Source organism: Arthrobacter sp. Hiyo1 (genome assembly GCF_001263615.2).
GTDB lineage: Bacteria > Actinomycetota > Actinomycetes > Actinomycetales > Micrococcaceae > Arthrobacter.
Genome location: NZ_DF952475.1, coordinates 285,930 through 304,191, shown reverse-complemented (window position 1 = coordinate 304,191; position 18,262 = coordinate 285,930). Strand labels below are relative to the sequence as shown.

General features: G+C 60.4%; 14 protein-coding genes. 9 read left to right on the top strand and 5 right to left on the bottom strand.

The genetic code is table 11. The annotated features are described in order from the left end of the window. The coding region (locus AHiyo1_RS27425) for a CHAP domain-containing protein (protein ID WP_445286244.1) at positions 1 to 1,234 on the bottom strand (1,234 nt) is incomplete at its 3' end. Positions 1,235 to 1,786: 552 nt separating this feature from the next. Here AHiyo1_RS27425 and AHiyo1_RS20385 point away from each other — a divergent pair. From AHiyo1_RS20385 to AHiyo1_RS28060, 6 genes are all read left to right on the top strand, one after another. Then, positions 1,787 to 2,119 carry a helix-turn-helix domain-containing protein gene (locus AHiyo1_RS20385; protein ID WP_084784647.1) on the top strand — a complete coding sequence of 111 codons (333 nt, stop codon included), beginning with the start codon at positions 1,787 to 1,789 and terminating at the stop codon, positions 2,117 to 2,119. Positions 2,120 to 3,012: 893 nt separating this feature from the next. Beyond that, a complete protein-coding gene (locus AHiyo1_RS20375; protein WP_059389795.1) occupies positions 3,013 to 4,827 on the top strand; it encodes a MarR family transcriptional regulator in 1,815 nt (604 codons plus the stop codon). A 681-nt stretch (positions 4,828 to 5,508) separates the two neighbouring features. Continuing rightward, positions 5,509 to 5,661 (top strand): hypothetical protein, encoded by a 153-nt coding sequence (locus tag AHiyo1_RS25060; RefSeq protein ID WP_216363272.1) that lies wholly within the window; start codon positions 5,509 to 5,511, stop codon positions 5,659 to 5,661. Between the two features lie 337 nt (positions 5,662 to 5,998). Then, the gene (locus AHiyo1_RS20370) at positions 5,999 to 7,345 is read left to right on the top strand and encodes a replication initiation protein (protein WP_172465677.1); all 1,347 of its coding nucleotides are present in this window, start codon (positions 5,999 to 6,001) and stop codon (positions 7,343 to 7,345) included. 1,238 nt (positions 7,346 to 8,583) lie between these two features. Then, positions 8,584 to 9,414 (top strand): ParA family protein, encoded by an 831-nt coding sequence (locus tag AHiyo1_RS20365; protein WP_059389789.1) that lies wholly within the window; start codon positions 8,584 to 8,586, stop codon positions 9,412 to 9,414. Continuing rightward, positions 9,411 to 10,136: a ParB family protein gene (locus AHiyo1_RS28060; RefSeq protein ID WP_059389788.1), complete on the top strand. Its 726-nt coding sequence runs from the start codon at positions 9,411 to 9,413 to the stop codon at positions 10,134 to 10,136. The genes AHiyo1_RS20365 and AHiyo1_RS28060 overlap by 4 nt, the downstream gene beginning before the upstream one ends. A gap of 522 nt (positions 10,137 to 10,658) precedes the next feature. Here AHiyo1_RS28060 and AHiyo1_RS20355 read toward each other — a convergent pair. Then, positions 10,659 to 10,919, bottom strand: a complete 261-nt coding sequence (locus AHiyo1_RS20355) for a hypothetical protein (RefSeq protein ID WP_059389787.1) — start codon at positions 10,917 to 10,919, stop codon at positions 10,659 to 10,661. Positions 10,920 to 11,351: 432 nt separating this feature from the next. Between AHiyo1_RS20355 and AHiyo1_RS20350 the strand changes: the two genes are divergently transcribed. From AHiyo1_RS20350 to AHiyo1_RS20340, 3 genes are all read left to right on the top strand, one after another. Further along, the gene (locus tag AHiyo1_RS20350; RefSeq protein ID WP_172465676.1) at positions 11,352 to 11,549 is read left to right on the top strand and encodes a hypothetical protein; all 198 of its coding nucleotides are present in this window, start codon (positions 11,352 to 11,354) and stop codon (positions 11,547 to 11,549) included. Between the two features lie 36 nt (positions 11,550 to 11,585). Further along, the gene (locus AHiyo1_RS20345; protein WP_059389785.1) at positions 11,586 to 12,260 is read left to right on the top strand and encodes an HAD family hydrolase; all 675 of its coding nucleotides are present in this window, start codon (positions 11,586 to 11,588) and stop codon (positions 12,258 to 12,260) included. A 307-nt stretch (positions 12,261 to 12,567) separates the two neighbouring features. Beyond that, positions 12,568 to 13,143, top strand: coding sequence for a recombinase family protein (locus tag AHiyo1_RS20340; protein ID WP_059389794.1), 576 nt, complete (start codon positions 12,568 to 12,570; stop codon positions 13,141 to 13,143). Positions 13,144 to 13,240: 97 nt separating this feature from the next. Here the strand turns inward: AHiyo1_RS20340 and AHiyo1_RS20335 are convergent, their stop codons facing one another. The 3 genes from AHiyo1_RS20335 to AHiyo1_RS20315 all read right to left on the bottom strand — a co-directional run bounded on the left by AHiyo1_RS20335 (position 13,241) and on the right by AHiyo1_RS20315 (position 18,153). Beyond that, positions 13,241 to 14,203, bottom strand: coding sequence for an aldo/keto reductase (locus tag AHiyo1_RS20335; RefSeq protein WP_113990720.1), 963 nt, complete (start codon positions 14,201 to 14,203; stop codon positions 13,241 to 13,243). Positions 14,204 to 15,281: 1,078 nt separating this feature from the next. Next, positions 15,282 to 16,295, bottom strand: coding sequence for a Gfo/Idh/MocA family protein (locus AHiyo1_RS20320; protein WP_059389783.1), 1,014 nt, complete (start codon positions 16,293 to 16,295; stop codon positions 15,282 to 15,284). A gap of 352 nt (positions 16,296 to 16,647) precedes the next feature. Next, positions 16,648 to 18,153: an aldehyde dehydrogenase family protein gene (locus AHiyo1_RS20315; protein ID WP_059389782.1), complete on the bottom strand. Its 1,506-nt coding sequence runs from the start codon at positions 18,151 to 18,153 to the stop codon at positions 16,648 to 16,650. Positions 18,154 to 18,262 lie beyond the last annotated feature (109 nt).

Genomic DNA, 18,262 nt, shown 5'->3' with positions numbered 1-18,262 from the left:
GGCGCTCAGCGAGACGGGCGCGGACGCCGCGATGGTGGTGCCGGCTGATTCTGCCGGTGCCGTGCTCGCTGCCGGTGCGCAGGAAGCACAGAGCAGGGCCACGGCAGGCAAGGCGGCGGTGAGCAGAGGCACTGTCAGCAGGGTCGGCGGCTTTTTCACTTGTTCTCCTCTTGGGTGGGCAGGTACAGGAAGGCTGAGGGGACAGTGTCGGTGACGGTCCGGGTGTAGTAGCTGTGGTCGTTCGGGGGCGGGTTGCCGTTGTAGCCCTCTTCGACGTAGGTCCCGTTGTCCCTGACCTCTTTGACGACCGCGACGTGGCCGAATGTGGGGTCCGCTCCCCCGGTTCCGGCGCGTACCAGACGACCGCGCCGACCCGGGGTGTGTTCCCGGTGGGCCAGCCCTTGGCGTCCCAGCCGGCCTTCCACGTCACCGCGGAACCCAGCCGTTGTCCGTCCGGGCGGAAGGTGCCATTGAGGAACTTGAACGGTGCACTGGTGGATCCCATCTGCTGGTTCACCCGCCACAGGGCGAAGTCCACGCACTCGCGGTAGTACATGTCCAGCGGCGAGGTGCTGGCCTTGTTCGCCCCTGCCTGCATCCAGGTCGGGGAGTCTTTCCACGGGTAGTCATCCCCCGTACCGGACTGTCCCGAAATGGCGCAACCGCTGCCTCCCGGGCTGAATTTTTGGTCCGAAAGTGCCTGGACGAGTTTGACCGCCCCGGGCCAGTACTTCCGGTAGTGGTACGGATCGGCGTTGTGCTGGACCTTGTTGGCGGCGATGGTCGGCTCAAGGAGTTCCCAGCCGGGAACGGCCTGCAGGGCCTTGATGAAGTTCCTCGCGCTGGTGGCGGGGTTCATTCGGTCCGCGTAGGAGCCCCACGCGCCGTTGTCGCGTTGCTGGAACAACCCCCGTGAGTCCGGGCCGAGTCCGTCGCCGGTATCCAGCACCCGCAGGCCCGACTCCCCCAGGGCAACCATGACGCTGATCATCTGACCCTTGACGGACAGATCCAGCGCCTTTCCGGCACCCATGATCGCCGCGGCGTTCTTCAGCTGTTCCGGGGTGTACCCCTCAACCTTGGTGTTGGCGTCGATGACGACGGAAACAACCGGGCCACAGCTGGCCACCGCCGGCTTCGCAGGGGCCAGCAAGAGCAACATCGTGAAGATCAGACCAAGGAACAGCCCGGGGATGACAAGGAGTGCCACCAGGCCAAGCGACTTACGCTGCATCAGAACAGTCCCCGGCCTCGATCCGGACACAGGACTCCGTGAGCCGCGAGGGGCCGGCGGCTACGACGGTCAGGACAACACCACGACCTCGGACCCGCAGCACCACCCCGCGGGCGGCCATCCTTGAAGGCCCCTGCCTCCCCGTGGGAGGTCAACAGGCCCGCGCCCTTTGGAGCAGGGAGGCCATTCCGGACGGCGTCCCCCAGACCTGTGCAGCGGGCGGGCCCAACCGGTGTTGCCGACCACCGCACCGCAGAATGCACCAAACCACCCATGTCCAGCACCTCCCCCTTTGCTCCGCACGGTCCCATTTCCCACCAGCCCTCCCGACAAAAATCCATCGATTGGAGCCTGGCAAATCCTCCCGCAAACCAGCGGTATGTTCTTGTCACATCCGCCGAAGAGACGGATCTCACCTCCTGGGTGACGGACATCCGTCACAAAACAGGTCAATCGGTATGATGTCTGCGATTAGAGCGTAGCGCATAGTTTAACTATGCGCTACGCTTCTGCGTATGACCAAGTTCAAAAGGTTGGGGCAAGATATAACTCATGCCCCGCTATGTCCGACCGAAAGCGCCAGCCTCCTTGGAGGCGGCAATTGACGCGTTCGGCGGCAATCACGCGAAGGTTGCCGTCCTTGGCTTCCTTACAGAAAAGGGCCCCGCAACGGCGGCCGAGGTCGCCGACGGCACAGGACTGGGTCGTCCGACAGTCAAAGCCCACCTGTATCAGCTCGCGGACGCCGGGGTGGTTGTTGCCGACCCGGCGCGAGTGCTTCCCGTGGAAGACCGCACCGGGCGGCGGGTCAAATATTCCGTGGTCGCGGATGAGCTCCGCCGCCATTACGAGGCCCTGGGCAGGTCCTTCGGGCTGGTCGATTAGCCGGGGTTCCCCGCATGATTTGAATCGCGTAGTTGAGCTCTCGGATTAGATGGGGTCCGAAATCAGATGGGCGGCACCGAGCTGTCCAGCCAACCTCAGCTGCCCCGACAGCCGGTACACACGACCACACCATCATCGGCCGTCGGCGCGGTCAGGCGGGGACGGAGTCGGAGTGACCGAACGAGGCTAGCTCGCCACCGGAGGAGACGTGAGGGACTTGGTACGGCTGATGTCGATTTCGGCAAGTGTTTCTGTTTCAACACGCCGAAAGCTGTTTCAGTTTCAATCCCGGGATAGATCACTCCCCGGTGATAGTTTCGGTTTCAGAGATGCCGAATTACCCAGCTCTTCGACTCTCAGGGCCACTAAGACATTCGGCCCGACCAATCTATTGAAGCAACGGCGGCTTTCAACTGCCGAGTTCAAAGGACAGGGATGATGGCACCTATAACCCGCACAGGCAGGCGCTCCAAAGGCGACCGCAAATTCGTCGGATTCCGCATCGCTACGCCGAAGGCAGACGCAATGGACCTCATTGCCAAAGCGGAGGGGTACCAGTACGTAAGCGACTGGCTGTCCGACTTGGTCGACCAACGCTTGGCCAACACTAACCTTCACGCAATAGTTCAGCAGGAGGAGTTGCCCCTTAGGCGCTTAGCCTCATAAAGAAGAAGGCCCGCATTAAGCGGGCCTTCGACGAAGATTGAGACTTACTTTCTGGATTGCTGGCCGGCGAGACAGTAAGTAAGTCGAGTGGTTGACCCTCGCAGGCCCACCTTTTTGCTGCTATAAAACCAGTCTGGCAGGACTGGCCCTTTGTCATTCCGTTCGACAGGAACAAAGTTATCGTACCCCAGCACGCGCTCGTGCTGCCAGCTGCCCTCGGCGTTGGCGTGTCGCGCGATTCAAATAACCCCGCACACGTGTGGTCTGCACTTGCATCCATGCTTGCAGGCCAGCCGCGCATGCGGCTCTCCAAAGACGCCGGAAAGACCTACCCGCAAAAGCACGAACGGAACCTCACCGAAGCTCTGCCGACGTTTCCCGCAGCGGTCCGGATCTTCGGTAAAGACGGCACCTGCGCCGCGATCTTCCTTGACTTCGATTCCTCGGTCGCCGGCATTGACTGGGTGCTGGCTGACGTCCGCGCCGTCCAGACCTGGCTGCACAACTGCGGTGCCCGCTGGATTGAGGACTACTCCCCCAGCGGCGGCCGCCACGTTTACATCCCGCTGGCTGAACGGGTGACCTTCTCGGAAGCACGCGACCTGGTCGAGGCACTGGGCACGCGATACCGGACCCTGGACAAGACCCCGCACCAGAACATACTTCACGGTTGCATGCGTACCCCAGGGTCGCCGCACAAACGCGGCGGCCACCAAGAACTCGCCATGTCACTATCGATGGCGTACGACATTGCCCGCCGGCCTAACCCGACCTCCGTCTGGTCGGCCATGACCGACGACCTTGCCCGCGAGATTGCCGCAGTACGAGCCCTACGCCTTGAACAGACGTTCACCCCCGCGGCCGTCGATACACCCAGGGTCCATCACCCCGCCGGCCGGATGTCCCGCGCCATGCAGCAGATGGCCCTCACCGGGCTTTATGACGCGAACCGGTACGCCTCCGATTCGGAGGCCAGGCAGGCAATTCTCACCGGAGTCGCAGCGGCCGGTATGGAGCTGGTAGATGTCGAGCGCCGGATCCTTCAAGGGATCTGGCCCGGGCTCGCTTCGTTCTATTCCCGTTATGGCTCCCGGCATCGCCTCCCCTCGTTGCGTCGCGACTGGGTGAAGGCCGTCAACTATCTGAGCAAAAACAAAGACTCCGGACCCGGAAAGAACAATGCCCGTATATCCCCCACAAGCCAGCCAAATACACAGCCCCCTGGGATTCAAGGCATTTCGATTTCGTCCAGCCCCGATGCTGAGCATCGGTTCATCAGAACCTGGCGCAACGCCCTCAGTCTGAGAGAACCCATCTACACAGATTCCAGGACCGGACTTGCTCGACGGATGGTTCTGCGCGCCTTGGGGGAGGCAGCACATAAGACAGCCTCCAGATTTGTTGAATTCGGCGTTCGATCAATTGCGGTGGCCACGGGTCTGGATCACACAACTGTCGGATCACACCTAAGGGCATTGCGCAGCGAAAAGGATCCCCTGGTCACGTTGGTCGAAGAAGGCCGTGGAACCAAGGGGGACCTCTATATGTTGACGGTCCCCGAAGGAGTGAAGGCCGCGTCTGAAGACCTGAGCTGGAAGAAGGGGAAAATCCATGCCCTCCGTCCTGTCTTCAGGGAGTTAGGCATGCCGGCAGCCTTTGTCTACGAAACCCTTGAACACTCCCCCGGCCTGTCGACGGCGGAACTCGTCCGGATCACCCGCCTATCCCGTACCGCTATCAGCGAGGCGCTAGAGATGATGGCTGCATGGAACATGATCGCCCGGGACGGACACAAAGCCTGGTCGGTGGTGTCGACTACATCGCTGAAAGACCTCGCCGAGCACTTTGGCGTGCTGGAGGCGGTCGCCGTCCAATTGCAGAAGTATCGGAACGAAAGGATCCTCTGGCGGGAGTGGCTGTCCAAGAACGTCAACACCGTCGCCGAGCTGCTCTCCCCTGGCGAAGACTATCCCTGGGAGTCCTTTGAGGGCCCTCCGGATGATTTGACGCTGTCACATATGGCGTTCACGAGTGCCGCATGATGACCTCGGGATTGAACATGGCAGCGCCTCTCACTCACCTGCCCGGAGGTTTTAACACTGATGGGCCACAATCCGACACGCCGACACGCCGGTTCAAAAAATGATTTTCAGACCCCTCGACTACATCCTCTTTGGTGCCGACAGTCGACTCGTCCCTCGGCCGCCACGGTTCGCTGCGACGAAACGCGAAAATGGTTCCATTATCGGAAATGGAACCATTCCACTATTTGGACTTGAAATGCCATTTCCACGACCCAGAAGGGCCCGAGAACCAATGGTTCCATTTGCGCTAAGACCGATATTGGTACCAAGAAAAACAGTGTCCGATCAGTTGACCAGGCAGCCCTACTCCCCCGCCATTCCGGGGTCCAGGCCGTATGGCTGCAAACTTTTTCAGCCTCCGGGAACTCGGCTTTACCCGGTGGTAAGTTCAGATGAACCGGAAAAAGTTACAGGCAATCGTCAAAGCGGCGGCTTGGAGCTTGGACCACCAGGTCCTCTCCGGTGACAAAGTTCCAGAACATCGCATTAGCATCTGGCCAGCCTGCTAAACCCGTCGTGGAAGCCCCAGGCACCAGGCACGGGATTCGAAGGACGTTGGATCACATGGCTACCTCAGGAAACCGTGGAGGCGGACAGCGAAGCAAAGGCGACCGCCGCTTCGTTGGAAGTCGCGTACCCGTGGACGTTTACGATCGGCTGGCCCAGACAGCTAAAGCAGAAAATCTGACGGTCAGCGAGTTCGTGGCTGCCCTCATCGGCGAGAAATTGGGCCCCGAAGGCCCCAATTCCCTACGACTGCAAGGAGAGCTGCCTATCGGCCGCATCGCCTAACACAAGAAGGCCCGCACAAGGCGGGCCTTCCGATGAAATCAATACTCTGCACCTGACTGCTTCCCGGCTACCCAGGCGCTGAGCGCGGAATGGCTCTTTTTGAGGGCTATTCCATAACAGACACCCCCGAAATCCCTTTGTTATGCCTGTAAGTCTACACGGGCAGCTGGACTCTTCAATGCGTGGAATTCGGCGCGTCGCACCCTGCGCGGCTGATGAGTCACGCCCTGAGGACCTCCGCCATGCCGTAAAACAAGCCATCATCCGACACCACCGCGTCCAGGCTTTCCGCGGCGGCCCGACCAAGCATTCCGCTTACCCGAACCGTGGCGAAGAGATGAGCTCTTTCGAGTTCATCCAGATCAACCCCGCGGACTACCTGAACTTCCTCGTCGTCGACGTCGACCAGGATGACGCCCTCATCCGACTTTTGCACCCTGCCGTGCCCGAGCCGCACTGGATCATCGAGAACCCCGCCAACGGGCACGCACAAGCCGGCTGGATGATCGAACCCGTCCTTCGCGGACCCGGGGCGCGTCCCCACCCGATCCGGTACGCCCAGGAAGTCCAGCGTGCCCTGGACCTGCTGACTGGCAACGACGCGGCCTTTACGCGCTTTCTTGTCCGAAACCCGGCAGCCCACTCCCCCGCCGGCGACGTCCGGTTCGGCCGGCGCGCCCATCCGTACTCCCTCGGCGAGCTCCGACGGCACATGCAGGACTATAGCGACCCGTTCGACAGTGAGTTCTCGGCCTGGCCCTCCTCAGCGGCCCTGGAGGCTCCTCAGAAGCCCGCAGCGCCGGACACGATAACCGGGAGGAACAATGCCATCTTCTACCGCACCAGAAGCGAATTGTGGCGCCGTTATCAGGACACCGGGCAGCTGCCGGCGCTGGCAGAGTCCCTGGACTACGCAATTTCCCTCAACAATGACCTTCCCACTCCCCTCCCCTGCCGTGAGATCCGGGATCTAGCTGCATCGGCGGTCCGCCAGGTCGCCAACGGCAAGGGCCGACCGCTCCGTGGCACGTCCAATCCCTGGTTCGCCGAAAAAGGCAGGAAGGGCGGGAAGTCAACGACCCGTTCCAAGCGCGCAGCGGCCGTCCAGAACGCCCGCAAAGGCACCCAGACTCGCACGAGCCAAGCGAAGACCAGCGCGGACGTTGCAGGAGCTCTGAGAGCCTTGGGACGGACTCTTGCTGAGATCGCCCGGGAGCTCGGCAAGAGCATCAGAACAGTCCAGCGGTACCTCTCACAGGCCTTCGTAAGGGACGACATTACCCAAGCATCAGGTAGTAGTCCTGATGTCCCCTCTCAATCCTCCTCACCTGTTGCAAAGCCTCGCCGCCACTCCCCTGCCACTGGTAGCGGCCCCTCTGAGACTTCCCCCACTGCTCCGGTATCACTCGGCCCGGCCTATTCCCCCACCCAGGAGATGAGACGCGTCTGCGGCGAGCAGGGAAAGCTACCGGGTCCTGGTTCCACGTCCACCCTCATGTTGCTCCTCGAGACGCAAATGCCACCATTGAACCCTTACCGCAAATGCCACCATTTCCTCTTCATTGACTACAGCTCTTGTCCGCCCCTCCCCCACTGCGGGTCTGACTGCACGGTAGGGCCAGGGGCATCTGACGCAAAAGGTTCTATTTGCGCGGAAAGGAATGGTTCCATATGCGCCGATTGATCCAAGGTTCCATTCGCTTGAGCACGCCAGGATCCGATTGCTCAAATGGAACCATTTGACCTGAGCCGTGGGTAGCCATGACAACAAGGGAAAAGGGTGTGGATTCGAAGTCACCTGCTAGCGGGTCGACCAGCTGAGCTGCTACCTAGCCAGACCAGGCGGGCGCCATAGGCACGTTTCGATTGAAACCGCTTCTGATCCACCAACCGGATCCACAACCCAATCAGGAGTTTCGCCAGGCTACCTTGCAGCCGCTGCGGTAGCCATCGCGATGGGTTGGCCGGCCGAAAAGGGGGCAAGTGAGGACCGGATCGAAACAGAATGGCACCATATGCGCAATGGGTGCCGTTTGCTCTCGAGGTGGGATGTACGCATATGCCACCTTTTGCGGAAGCAGTACCTATCACTCAAATGGTGACATAAGAGAGATTCCCACCATATGCGCAAACAGAACGATCTGAACCATATGGGGGCACTTGCGCAAATAGAACCATTTGAGTTTGTGCCACCAATCCCACCTCAAGCGCAAATCCCACCTTGGCCAACCTATGACCTGGCTCTTATGCCACCATTTGCGTAACACCTAGCTAGTCGAACCAGGATGCGCAAGGGGTTCCTTTAGCGCATATGCCACCATATGCGCCGTCCCGTACCTTCGAGATCTAGCACGAGCGTGCCAAGAAACAATGGAACCTTTTGCGCACCCCAAGGATGACGCAGAGAGGCGTGGTACAGGCGCGCGGCGGTAGCCAGGGGCAAGACTCAAAGTCGCAAAAGGAACCATTTTCGCAAGGTCGGCGGTAGCTGCCCACGACACCCGCAGGATCGGAGATTCTTCGCAAATGGAACCATATGCGCAGAGTTGTGGAGCGTCCACCCCCTTGGGGGCTGAGTGCGCAAATCCCACCAATGGAACCATTTGAGAAAATGACTCCTGAGCTCTCAAGGTGCGCAAAAGGTGCACTAAGCGCATATGGAACCTTAGGAACCTTAGGGTCAAATGGTGGCACGGGTACTCTTCGCGCAAATGTCGCAAATGGAGGCATATGCGCACAAGGGGGCATTGCCTCCAATGGAACCATTTGCGAATCGAGGCACTCCGGGCGTGGCGTGCAACCAACCGGCAGGGCGCCCGTTAGGGTTAACCCATCGGTGCCGGCCCGATGCTTCCCGCCACACGTGGGCCTTCCGCACCGTTCTCTGTGTCTTTGAGTAGTGCAACGGAAGGTACCCCAGTCATGTCGGCAAAGATCATCGCCGTTTGCAACCAAAAGGGTGGCGTCGGTAAGACGACCCTGGTCACCGGTCTGGCAGAGGTGTTTTCTCGGGTCCTCGGCTTGAAGGTCCTCGTCATTGATGCGGACCCTCAGTACAACGTGACGTCGGCCTTCGGAATCAACAGCCCTGAATTTACCCTCAACGACGTACTTTACGGTGACGAATCGAACAACCAGAAGATACTGCCTGGTGTGGCCGCGGACGCCATCATGGCGGCAGGGGAGGCCTGGCAAGCCAAGTCCGAGAAGAAGGAAAACTTCCCGCAGCTCGATTTGATTGCCGCCGAGCGCAACCTGGCCTCACGTGAACGCGATTCCATGATGGCCCGGGAGCATCGTCTTCGTATCTCGCTGAAGGGCGTAACGGACGATTACGACATCATCCTCATCGACTGCCCTCCGTCGCTGGGACTCCTGACGGTCAACGCGCTGACTGCGGCAACACATGCACTACTGGTGACCGAACCTCGGGTCGCCTCGGTTGAAGGACTTTCCGAGATTGTTACCACCATTTCGGAAGTCCAGGAGAACCTGAACGAAGACATCGAACTTCTCGGCGTCGTTATCAACAAGACCAAGAAGAACCGCCCGGACCAGTTGCATTGGATTGAGAAGGTAAACGCGAACTTCGGTGACCTCGTGCTTGAACCTATGATCCGTGACGCGGAGGTCTTTGCGAAGGCGCAAGCCGCTGCACTGCCCATGCGGGCGTATGGATCCGAAGGCTCTGATCACCGGGCTGACCTCATTCAGCTGGCCACGGTGGTCTGGAAGGGCGCGAACGCAGCATGAACCGCCCAGGACCGGCACCCGAACGGGGAGGCACCCCCGACGCACTTGCGAACATCCGCAGGGGCGGCCTGAAAAAGGCGCGTGCCACCAGCGTCATTGCCGAAATGACGTCTTCGGACACGAGCAGGGCAGAGGAGCAATTTCAAGAGCGCCTCTACTCAGTACCGGCGCCAGAACCGGAGGCACCAGCGTCGCACGTTCCGGCCCCCGCTGCACAGCATGAAGCGCCCGCCCAGACCGCGCCTCAGGCGCCCGCACCAGTTGAGCAACAGCCTGCTGCTTACACTCAGCCCGTTCAAGCTGCCGTGCAACAGCCGCAGTCTGCTCCCCAGCAGCAACAGCCTGCTGCTTACACTCAGCCCGCCCAGGCTCCCCAGCAGCCACAGGCCACGCCTCTGCAGCAGCACGTCGCCTACGCCCAGCCCGTGCAGTACGCCCCGCAAACCATGCAGACGCCAGCGCCTGCGCAGCCCGAACCCGAGCCTGCACCGGTGAAGAAGGCGTATCGGAAGACCAGCTTCTTCCAGTCGAAGGAGTCCGGTTCACGGATGCGCGCCGCTTATATGGCGACCAGGCATCTGACCGGTTCCCGAACGCTATCGGAGTTCATCCTCTCGGCCGTTGAGCGGGAAGTTGAAGCGCTGGAACGGGCCCACAACAGTGGTAACGAATTCGCAGTCGACCCTGGCGGAGTGCCCCGCGGAAGGCCTCTGGAAAGCTAGCGGCGGGGCCCTGTGCGCAGGCATAGGGCTTCGTTCGCAGTGTTCCCGAAGCCGTTCATGCGGCACCGGCGGAACGGTTTGCACTCACTTCCTCAAGAACTCAAGTGCGTTTTTTCTCATCAAGAAAAGGTCGGCATGCAGTACGCGCCGAATCATTCGGCGGCCACGGGGGAGAGGCGAAGCAGCTGCACCAGATATACCGCGTAGGCAGGCATTACATTGGCACTCGGTGAACTTACGGGTTATCGACGCTTGGCTTCTTTCCGACCAGGACGGATGAGTAACCGCTGGAGAGGACAGCGGGGCGCTTGAGTCCATCATCTTCCACACCATGTTGGAAGCTCCGGCTGGTACAGGTGTCGTCGGTAGTCATTGTAGAAGGGTCTTGTGGAACGTCCATGAAGTTAGCGCCCTGCGAGCTAGCAGTACCACCGGAAGGGTTCCAAGGAGTAGCGCCGCCCGCGTTGTTATAAGGCTGCCGGGTACGCTAACTTTGCTACCTGCAGAGGGCAAGTGGAAAGGCTAGAGCACGCTCGCTACATACCTGACCATCGCTTCTGGTTCTAAGTTTTTTGGCTCGGTTTCGAAGTAGCTAGGTTTCGTCTGCCCGCAGAAATAGGCTCCGGTCTCCAAATCGAGCAGGCCCCTATATTCGTAAGCTCCCTCGACGCGTTCTTCCAGGACCCATGAACCGTCGGGGGCTGCACACTCCTTGGCCCGCCATTGGCGACGCTGCTGGTCGGTTATCAGTCTGGTGACTTTCTGAGGGACGTCCATTTCCACTTCAACTCCTTGTTGCTGATAGTCATGATGGTCCGCCACATGAGCCGGAACGGCTTACCGCGACACGCCCACGCCACGGGGAGCTGTCCCCGGCAGCGGGGGGTGTCGCTAGCGCAACGGCTACACACTGGGTGCCCGATTGGGGTATACCCCAACTTGGTTCAGTTTTACGGCCAAATCCTGTCAGATTAGAGCCCGTTTTGAGTTTTCTGGACGCCGAAGTCCAAGAGTCCATGAACCTATCCTGACGTAATGCGAACACTGCGACCCTCACTTCCTGGATCGCCTTGCCGGGATGAGTTTCTATGGCTGCCCAGAAGTTGGTCGAAACCACTGGACGAAGCGTCCTGATTGCGGCACGTGCTCTGCTGCAGCCCGGATCTGATGGCAGACTTCGATGAGCGCGAAGTGGGCAAGGGTAAGGTGGGCAGCGTGAACAGCAGTGTCGGGCGCATCGCCCTCATCACCATCGGTGTGATCGCTGTGATCATCGGTGGAGTATTCGCCGGGCAGGGAATGAACCTGATCCCGGGAAGTTTCAAGAGCGTAGTTTCGATGTCCAGCATGATGTTCTTCGAATCGAGAGGGCGCCCCGTAGCGGAACCTTCACCGGGACTCTCCGCGACATAGTTCCTGTCGGAGGATCGCGTCTGTTTTGATGGCCGTATGGCAGTCTTCTTCTTTGACGGTGACCAGACGCTGTGGGATTTTCAGGCGATGATGAGGCGGGCCCTGGCAGCCACGATCGGCGAGCTCCGCAGGCTTCGGCCCGGGACCGGAGAAGACATGAGCGTCGAGGCATTCGTCACCGACAGGGAGGTCGTCGCGGAACGGCTGCCGGGCCACGTGACCAACCTCGAGCAGGTGCGGTTCGAAGCCTTCAGACAGAGCCTCGCCCGCCTGCGATTGCGGGACGACGATCTCGCGGCCCACCTCAACGATTTTTACCTGCAGCGTCGGTTCGCGGATGTGATGCTCTACGACGACGTCCTGCCGGTCCTGGCAGAGCTGTGCCAAAACCACCACGTGGGCCTGCTGTCCAACGGCAACTCCTACCCGAAGCGTCTCGGCCTGGAGGATTGCTTCCAGGTCGCCGTCCTGTCACAGGACCACGGTGTTGAAAAGCCAGATCGCCGGATCTTCGACATCGCCTCGGACCTGTTGCCAGGGGAACCACGCATCATGGTCGGCGACTCGCTGGCCAATGACGTCGCCGGAGCTCAAGCGGCAGGGTGGGCCGGAGTCTGGCTCAACAGGGAAGGCGCCGCGACACCGAAAGCCGTCCCGGACCTTACGATTCGAAGCCTGCACGAACTTCTCCCCATGGCGAACGCCTTGTGACTACAGCATCCCGATGAGGGATCCCGCACCAAACGGCAGCTACTACAGCGTTGAGGCCCGGCCGGGTTTTCGCCGCGCATCTGTCAGAGCACCGCACGGGTGCTACGGAAGCCGGCCCGGCCGGCAGTCGATTTCGGTCGTCTCCCCTGGCATCTCAAATACGATCGTATTTTGAGTGTGCAAATGACGACCGGCTCTGAGGGGCTGGCATCCCGGGATCTAGACGGAGTCACGTTATCCTAAGTCTTCTCAGAAACTAATTCTCAGAACGCAAGTAATCATTGAGTAAATGAGAACGGGGCAGGCAATGGCACTGATTGGGTACATGCGGGTAAGTACGGCGGATCAGAACACGGAGGGCCAGCGGGATGCACTGCTTGTGGCCGGGGTGAAAGACGACGCACGTCACCTGTTCACGGACCAGGGCGTGAGCGGGGCGAAGGCCGAACGTCCCGGGCTCACGAACTGCCTCGACTCGCTGCGGGAGGGGGACACATTGGTTGTCGCGAAGCTGGACCGTTTGGGGCGGTCACTGGGGAATCTGGTGCAGCTCTTCCAGCAGCTGGCTGAGGAGGGCATTGGCGTTCGCGTGCTGGACAATCCCATGCTGAGCACGGACGGGAACAGCGCTCAGGCAAAGCTGATGCTGGGGATCTTTGGCGCGCTGGCTGAGTATGAGCGCGACCTGATCCGGGAGCGTACCAACGTTGGGCTGGTGGCCGCGCGTGCTCGCGGCCGCAACGGTAGCCGTCCCAAACTGCTTGACAGCGGGAAAGTCAGCAGGGCAAAGCATTTACACGCGGCAGGCGTCATGAGGCCCAAGGAAATAGCCAACGCTGTAGGCGTCTCTGTTCCGACGCTCTACAGGTACTTGGCTAAATAAGTCAGCGGCGGCGGGAGCAATGAGACCAAGGCAAACAGGGAGTTGCTTAGTCTTCGGGCGAGTGTCCCTGGCGGTCGGTCTGGCCGCGCAGCCAGATTCAGACGTTAGAGGCGCTGCAACTCCGCCCTGCTTCGGTGATCTGCTCCAAGCGGGAGACTTGATCGCTCGAGAGTCGCAGGCTCACCGCCGCCAGCACGTCCGGTAACTGCTCGGGTACACGGGCTGAAACGATCGGTCCCGTGACGCTCTGCCTCGACAGCTGCCAGGCGAGGGCGACCGTAGCGGGCGCGACATTAGCTTCGTCGGCAACTTCGAACAGAACGGCCACCACCCGGAATGCGTGGTCATCGCCGTAGCTTTTGAGTTGGCGTTCACGATCGGCTCCCTGCACATCGGCCGGTGTACGGTACTTGCCCGTCAGAAAACCGGCGGCGAGGGAGAAGTAGGGAAACACCGTCAGCCCGTACTTTTGCGCGAGCGGCTCATACTCCTGCTCGTAGGTCTCGCGAGCAAGAAGGTTGTAGTGGGGCTGGATGGCCACGGGGCAAGCGAGCCCATTGGCCTCCGCGACGTCCATCCATGAGGTGATGCGTTCCGGACTCATGTTTGAGACGCCGAGCCGCAACACCTTACCGGCGCGAACCAGCGAGTCGAAAGACGCCGCGATGTCAGCGATGTCCTGCTCTGGGTCGTCATTGTGGGCGTAGTAGAGGTCGACGTAGTCGGTTTTGAGACGACAGAGGGACTGATCGATGGCTGCACGGATGTTGTCGGCAGCCAAGCCGCGATACTCCGGGTGCTGGCTCACTTTCGTGGCGACGAAGACCTCGCTGCGGTTTCCCCGCGACGCCAGCCAGTTTCCGATGACAGTCTCCGACTCGCCGCCCTTGTTTCCAGGCGCGAATGCGGAATAGCTGTCAGCGCTGTCGATGTGGTTGCCGCCGGCCTGGACGTATGCGTCTAGGACTTTGAATGAAGTAGCCTCGTCGCTGGTCCACCCGAAGGTGTTTCCGCCCAGCGTGATGGGAAAAAGGTTGGGGAAGGTCTCTGAATTGCTCATTATCCTGCTCTCTGGCGCGGTTCCGGCTGGCTGACCGGTCCCGCGCTGATATTCATTAGCGGTTGCTTGGCGAGCTCTTACTGCACGCGGGGAGGTGGTCCGTGGGGGCACGAGCGTGTCTCGCACCAGCGGTGGGGCCTAGACGAGGTAGCGGGGGATCTCTATCGTTTCCAGATACTCACCCCACTGCTTTGTGGTTTTTAGACAGCCGCTCGTGGCTTAAGAAGCGGGGATCGGCGCGGATCGCAACTATCATCATGGAGGTCAGTGGCCGTTGTCGCGTCAGGGCACGCTCTTCCTTAGTTGAAGTCGGAAGGGCTGCAGGGCCCTGACGCCCCATACCGCGGCGCAGCTTGACCGTCGCCCTAGGGCCGTTTTCCGCTACAGATCCATGAGCACTAACACGGTCCTGGAAACTTCATCTTTGATAAACAGACGGCGCTCGTTTCCGTTGCTGTGCATTATCCAGAGAAAAGATCCGTCCGCAGATGCGGTATCGACCGTACCTGTGTTTCTTTGTTGGTCATGACCTATTAAGAGCACGGTGTCCCCGGGCATGAGTTCCTGCCAGTTCGCTGGGGACAATAGCGTGCTGATCCAGGACTCCCTTATGAGCTCCCTGGATTGCTCAGCGGGCGTTTCACAGTTGGATGGCGTGCAAATCATGATTCATGTACGGGGCTTAGAGCCCGGTCGACCATCTCCGAAGTCCGCCAGTCGTGCTTTTCCCTGATAAGGCCGAAGGGGACAGTGTCGCTCAGTGCGACGGTAAAGCAATCGTAATCATGTCTTGTCACGAGAATGCCCTTCGCCGGAGGGTGCATTGCCTTTGACTGAGCGAGGGCGACGGCTGCGTCGAGCTGCCGCTCGAGGCTGGCACGATTGGGCACGGTAATGGTAAGCGTAAAGTCCTGCGTGTTAATGATGGTCAATCCTTCCCAAGTTTTGTTGTTTGCTGGTACTCCGCGCTTGCCCCCATGGTCATAATCCGCAGTGAACCGAAGAAGTGTCGTCACACCGCTCTGTATCCGTTCCCGCGCGGCAACCCCGTCGGGCAGTGCCTACTTATTGAAGCTAGTCAGCTGTAAAGTGCGGGTTTCGGGTTCAACTTCACGGCAACCTTCTCGCCGCTCTTTTGTGCCTCAATGCCGGCTTCGCAACACGCGGCGGTGGCGTACCCGTCCCAGGCGTTAGGGCCACCGATCTCGCCGCCGTGGGCAGCGTTCACCCAGGACTGAACTTCGACGTCGAAGGCAGCACTGAAGCGATCCTCGAATCCGTCTGCAATTTGACCGCCCCACCGGCCGGCGCTTCGCGTATAGAGGCCGGTGTCTCCGCCGATGCTCACGATGCCCTCTTCAAAAGTGGCCTGAGCAGCGACCGCATATCCGAACCTGGCGTTGACGAAGATCTCAACATCAGCCAGCACGCCGGAGGCGGTCTCGATCAGGATGTGCTGCGGATCGTGCTGTCCGTCAGGGGCATGTCTACTGGACTTGCCGGCTCGTACTTGAACGCTGGTGATTTCCTCACCGGTGAGGAATCGTATGGCGTCGAACTCGTGCACCACGGATTCGTTTATCAGCATCTCGTTGGTGAAGCCTAAGGCAGTGTTGGGATTGCGGTGCTGGTGGTGAAGCATCAAAAGTTCGCCCAGTTCCGAGTTCCGGATGATTTTGCCCAGGGCGTCATGTTCGGCATCGAAGCGACGCATGAAGCCCACTTGGATGCGCTGGTGTCCGAGCTGTTCCTCCGCTCGGACGATTTTCCAGGACGACTCAGCGTCCCTCGTGAGAGGCTTTTCGCACAGGATGGGGATGTCCTTGGCGATGGCCGCAAGCAGAATGTCCTCATGCAGGAAGCCAGGGGTCGCGATCAGCACGGCGTTGACGTCGCCGTTGTTGAGTGCTCCCTCTGCGTCGGTGAGGGCGATGGCACCAGGGATGCCTTCGACTGCGGCTAGCGCTCGTGATCGGTCTACGTCGACGACGGCAGCGACTTCAGCGCCATGGATGCTCTTGTTGAGCCGCTGGATGTGATCCAGGCCCATTCGACCAGCGCCAATGACCGCGACGCGAAGAGCTTTTGTCATCTTGTTCAGTTCCTTAGTATTGAAGTTTCCGGGCGGACGCCGTGAAGCACATTGCTCTAACGTCGGGTCCCGTTAGGGTCACAGAGACGGACCGGGCAAGCCGCCGGCCTCTGCTCGCCAGCCTCGGTTTTCATGGCGGGGCCGGTTTTCGGTAGTCGGGGCACACCAGCAGTTCCAACGATGGCACTGGTACCCGGGGTTCTCGTCCGCGTGGTGGTCGAAGAGCGCTCGGACGTTCCCGTTGACGGCCAGTGCTGGGAGCGGAGGGCGTGCCACAGCCGTCCACACCCCAGCACTTCGACGGTTATTTTCTGGGGCTAAGGTTCAGAGAATCATCCAAGGGGAGAACGAGCTACCCGACAGTATGGGGATACTTCAGCACGCGCTCTTCCGTCTGCATGGTGATCATCTTGAGCTGGGTGAACTCGTTGAGCCCCTCGGACCCCTTCTCTCGGCCATATCCGCTCCCTCTTGCGCCTCCGAAAGGCAGCGCATTCGGAGAGGAAAGAACATCGTTTATCCAAACCATCCCGGACCGGAGCGAGTGTGCCACCTTCATTGCCCGTCTGATATCACGCGTCCAGACGCCGTTGGCCAGGCCATACGTCGTGCCATTCGCAAGCGCTACAGCCTCTTCAGCGGACGCGAAAGTGATGACGCTCAACACCGGGCCGAAGATTTCTTCTTGGAAGACTTCGTGATCATGTGCCAGACCCACAACCAGAACAGGGTGAACAAACGTCGGCAATAGCTGGGTGGCCGCCGCCCCGTTTGAGGCCGGCAGGATCCGGGCGCCGTCCTTGCGCGCCCTGTCGATGAATCCACGGACCCGGTCGGCCTGACGTTCATCGATGAGAGGTCCCAGGTCAGTTGAGGGATCCTGCGGATCGCCGACACTCAGAGATGCCACCCGTGTAGCCAGCATGGAGACAAATTCATCGGCGATTGAGTCTTCAACGAGCAGCCGTGTCCCTGCCGTGCACACCTGGCCCTGGTTGTGGCAGAACCCCTTCATTGCTCCGTCGACAGCTTCGTGGAGGTCAGCGTCGGCAAAAACAATCGTCGCACCCTTTCCTCCAAGCTCCAGGGACAAGCGCTGAGGGAACGGGCGGTCGACCCTCGAAAGCAGAGAAGCTGTTGCAGTGGACCCTGTAAACGACAGGAGATCAACATCCGTTGACTCCGCCAGCGGCTGTCCAACCTCCGGCCCGTACCCCGTAAGCACGCTCAGTGCCGTCTCCGGAACACCCGCGCGATACGCAAGTAGGGAAAGCTCGATCGCAGTCCCTGACGTCAGTTCCGAGGGTTTAGCAACCACGGTGCAGCCGGCAGCAAGCGCGAACGGGACTTTGCTGGCGTAAATGACCGCGGGAAAGTTCCAGGCGACGATTGCGCCCACCACGCCGACAGGTTCCCTGGCGGCAATCCCAACTTCAGAGCTGCCAAGATTGCAGTAATAGTCGCCGTGGACGTTGGTGGCGAGCATGCCGGCGTGTTCGGTGAGCCCTGCGGTCGTCTCAATGTCAGCCAGCGCTTCGGCGAGTGGCTTGCCGGCTTCCTCGGACTCGATTCGGGCCAGAGTATCGGCATTCTGGCGGATCAGGCGGACCCATTCAAGGATGATGCGGCCCCGTTCGGTGCCGCTCAGCCGCGGCCAGGTTCCTTCGTCAAACTCTTTCTTCGCTACCGCGATCGCCAGCCGGGCGTCCTCCGGCGTACCCCGTTCGTATCGGGAGGTATTTTCGCCAGTGGCAGGGTTAATTCGTTCAATAAAACTATCGTTCTCTTGGCGTTCGGCGGCGATGAGCTGCTTGTAGACGCGAACTGATGCGGGACTGGTGTGTACTGTGGTGGTCATCGTTTGTCCTTCCTTGGGTTGTGATTAGGTCGGCTAGAGCCTGGGGTCGACATGGATTTTCGGTCCTTCACCGGCGGCGGCCGGGCGTTCCCCGGCGAGGACGGCGGCG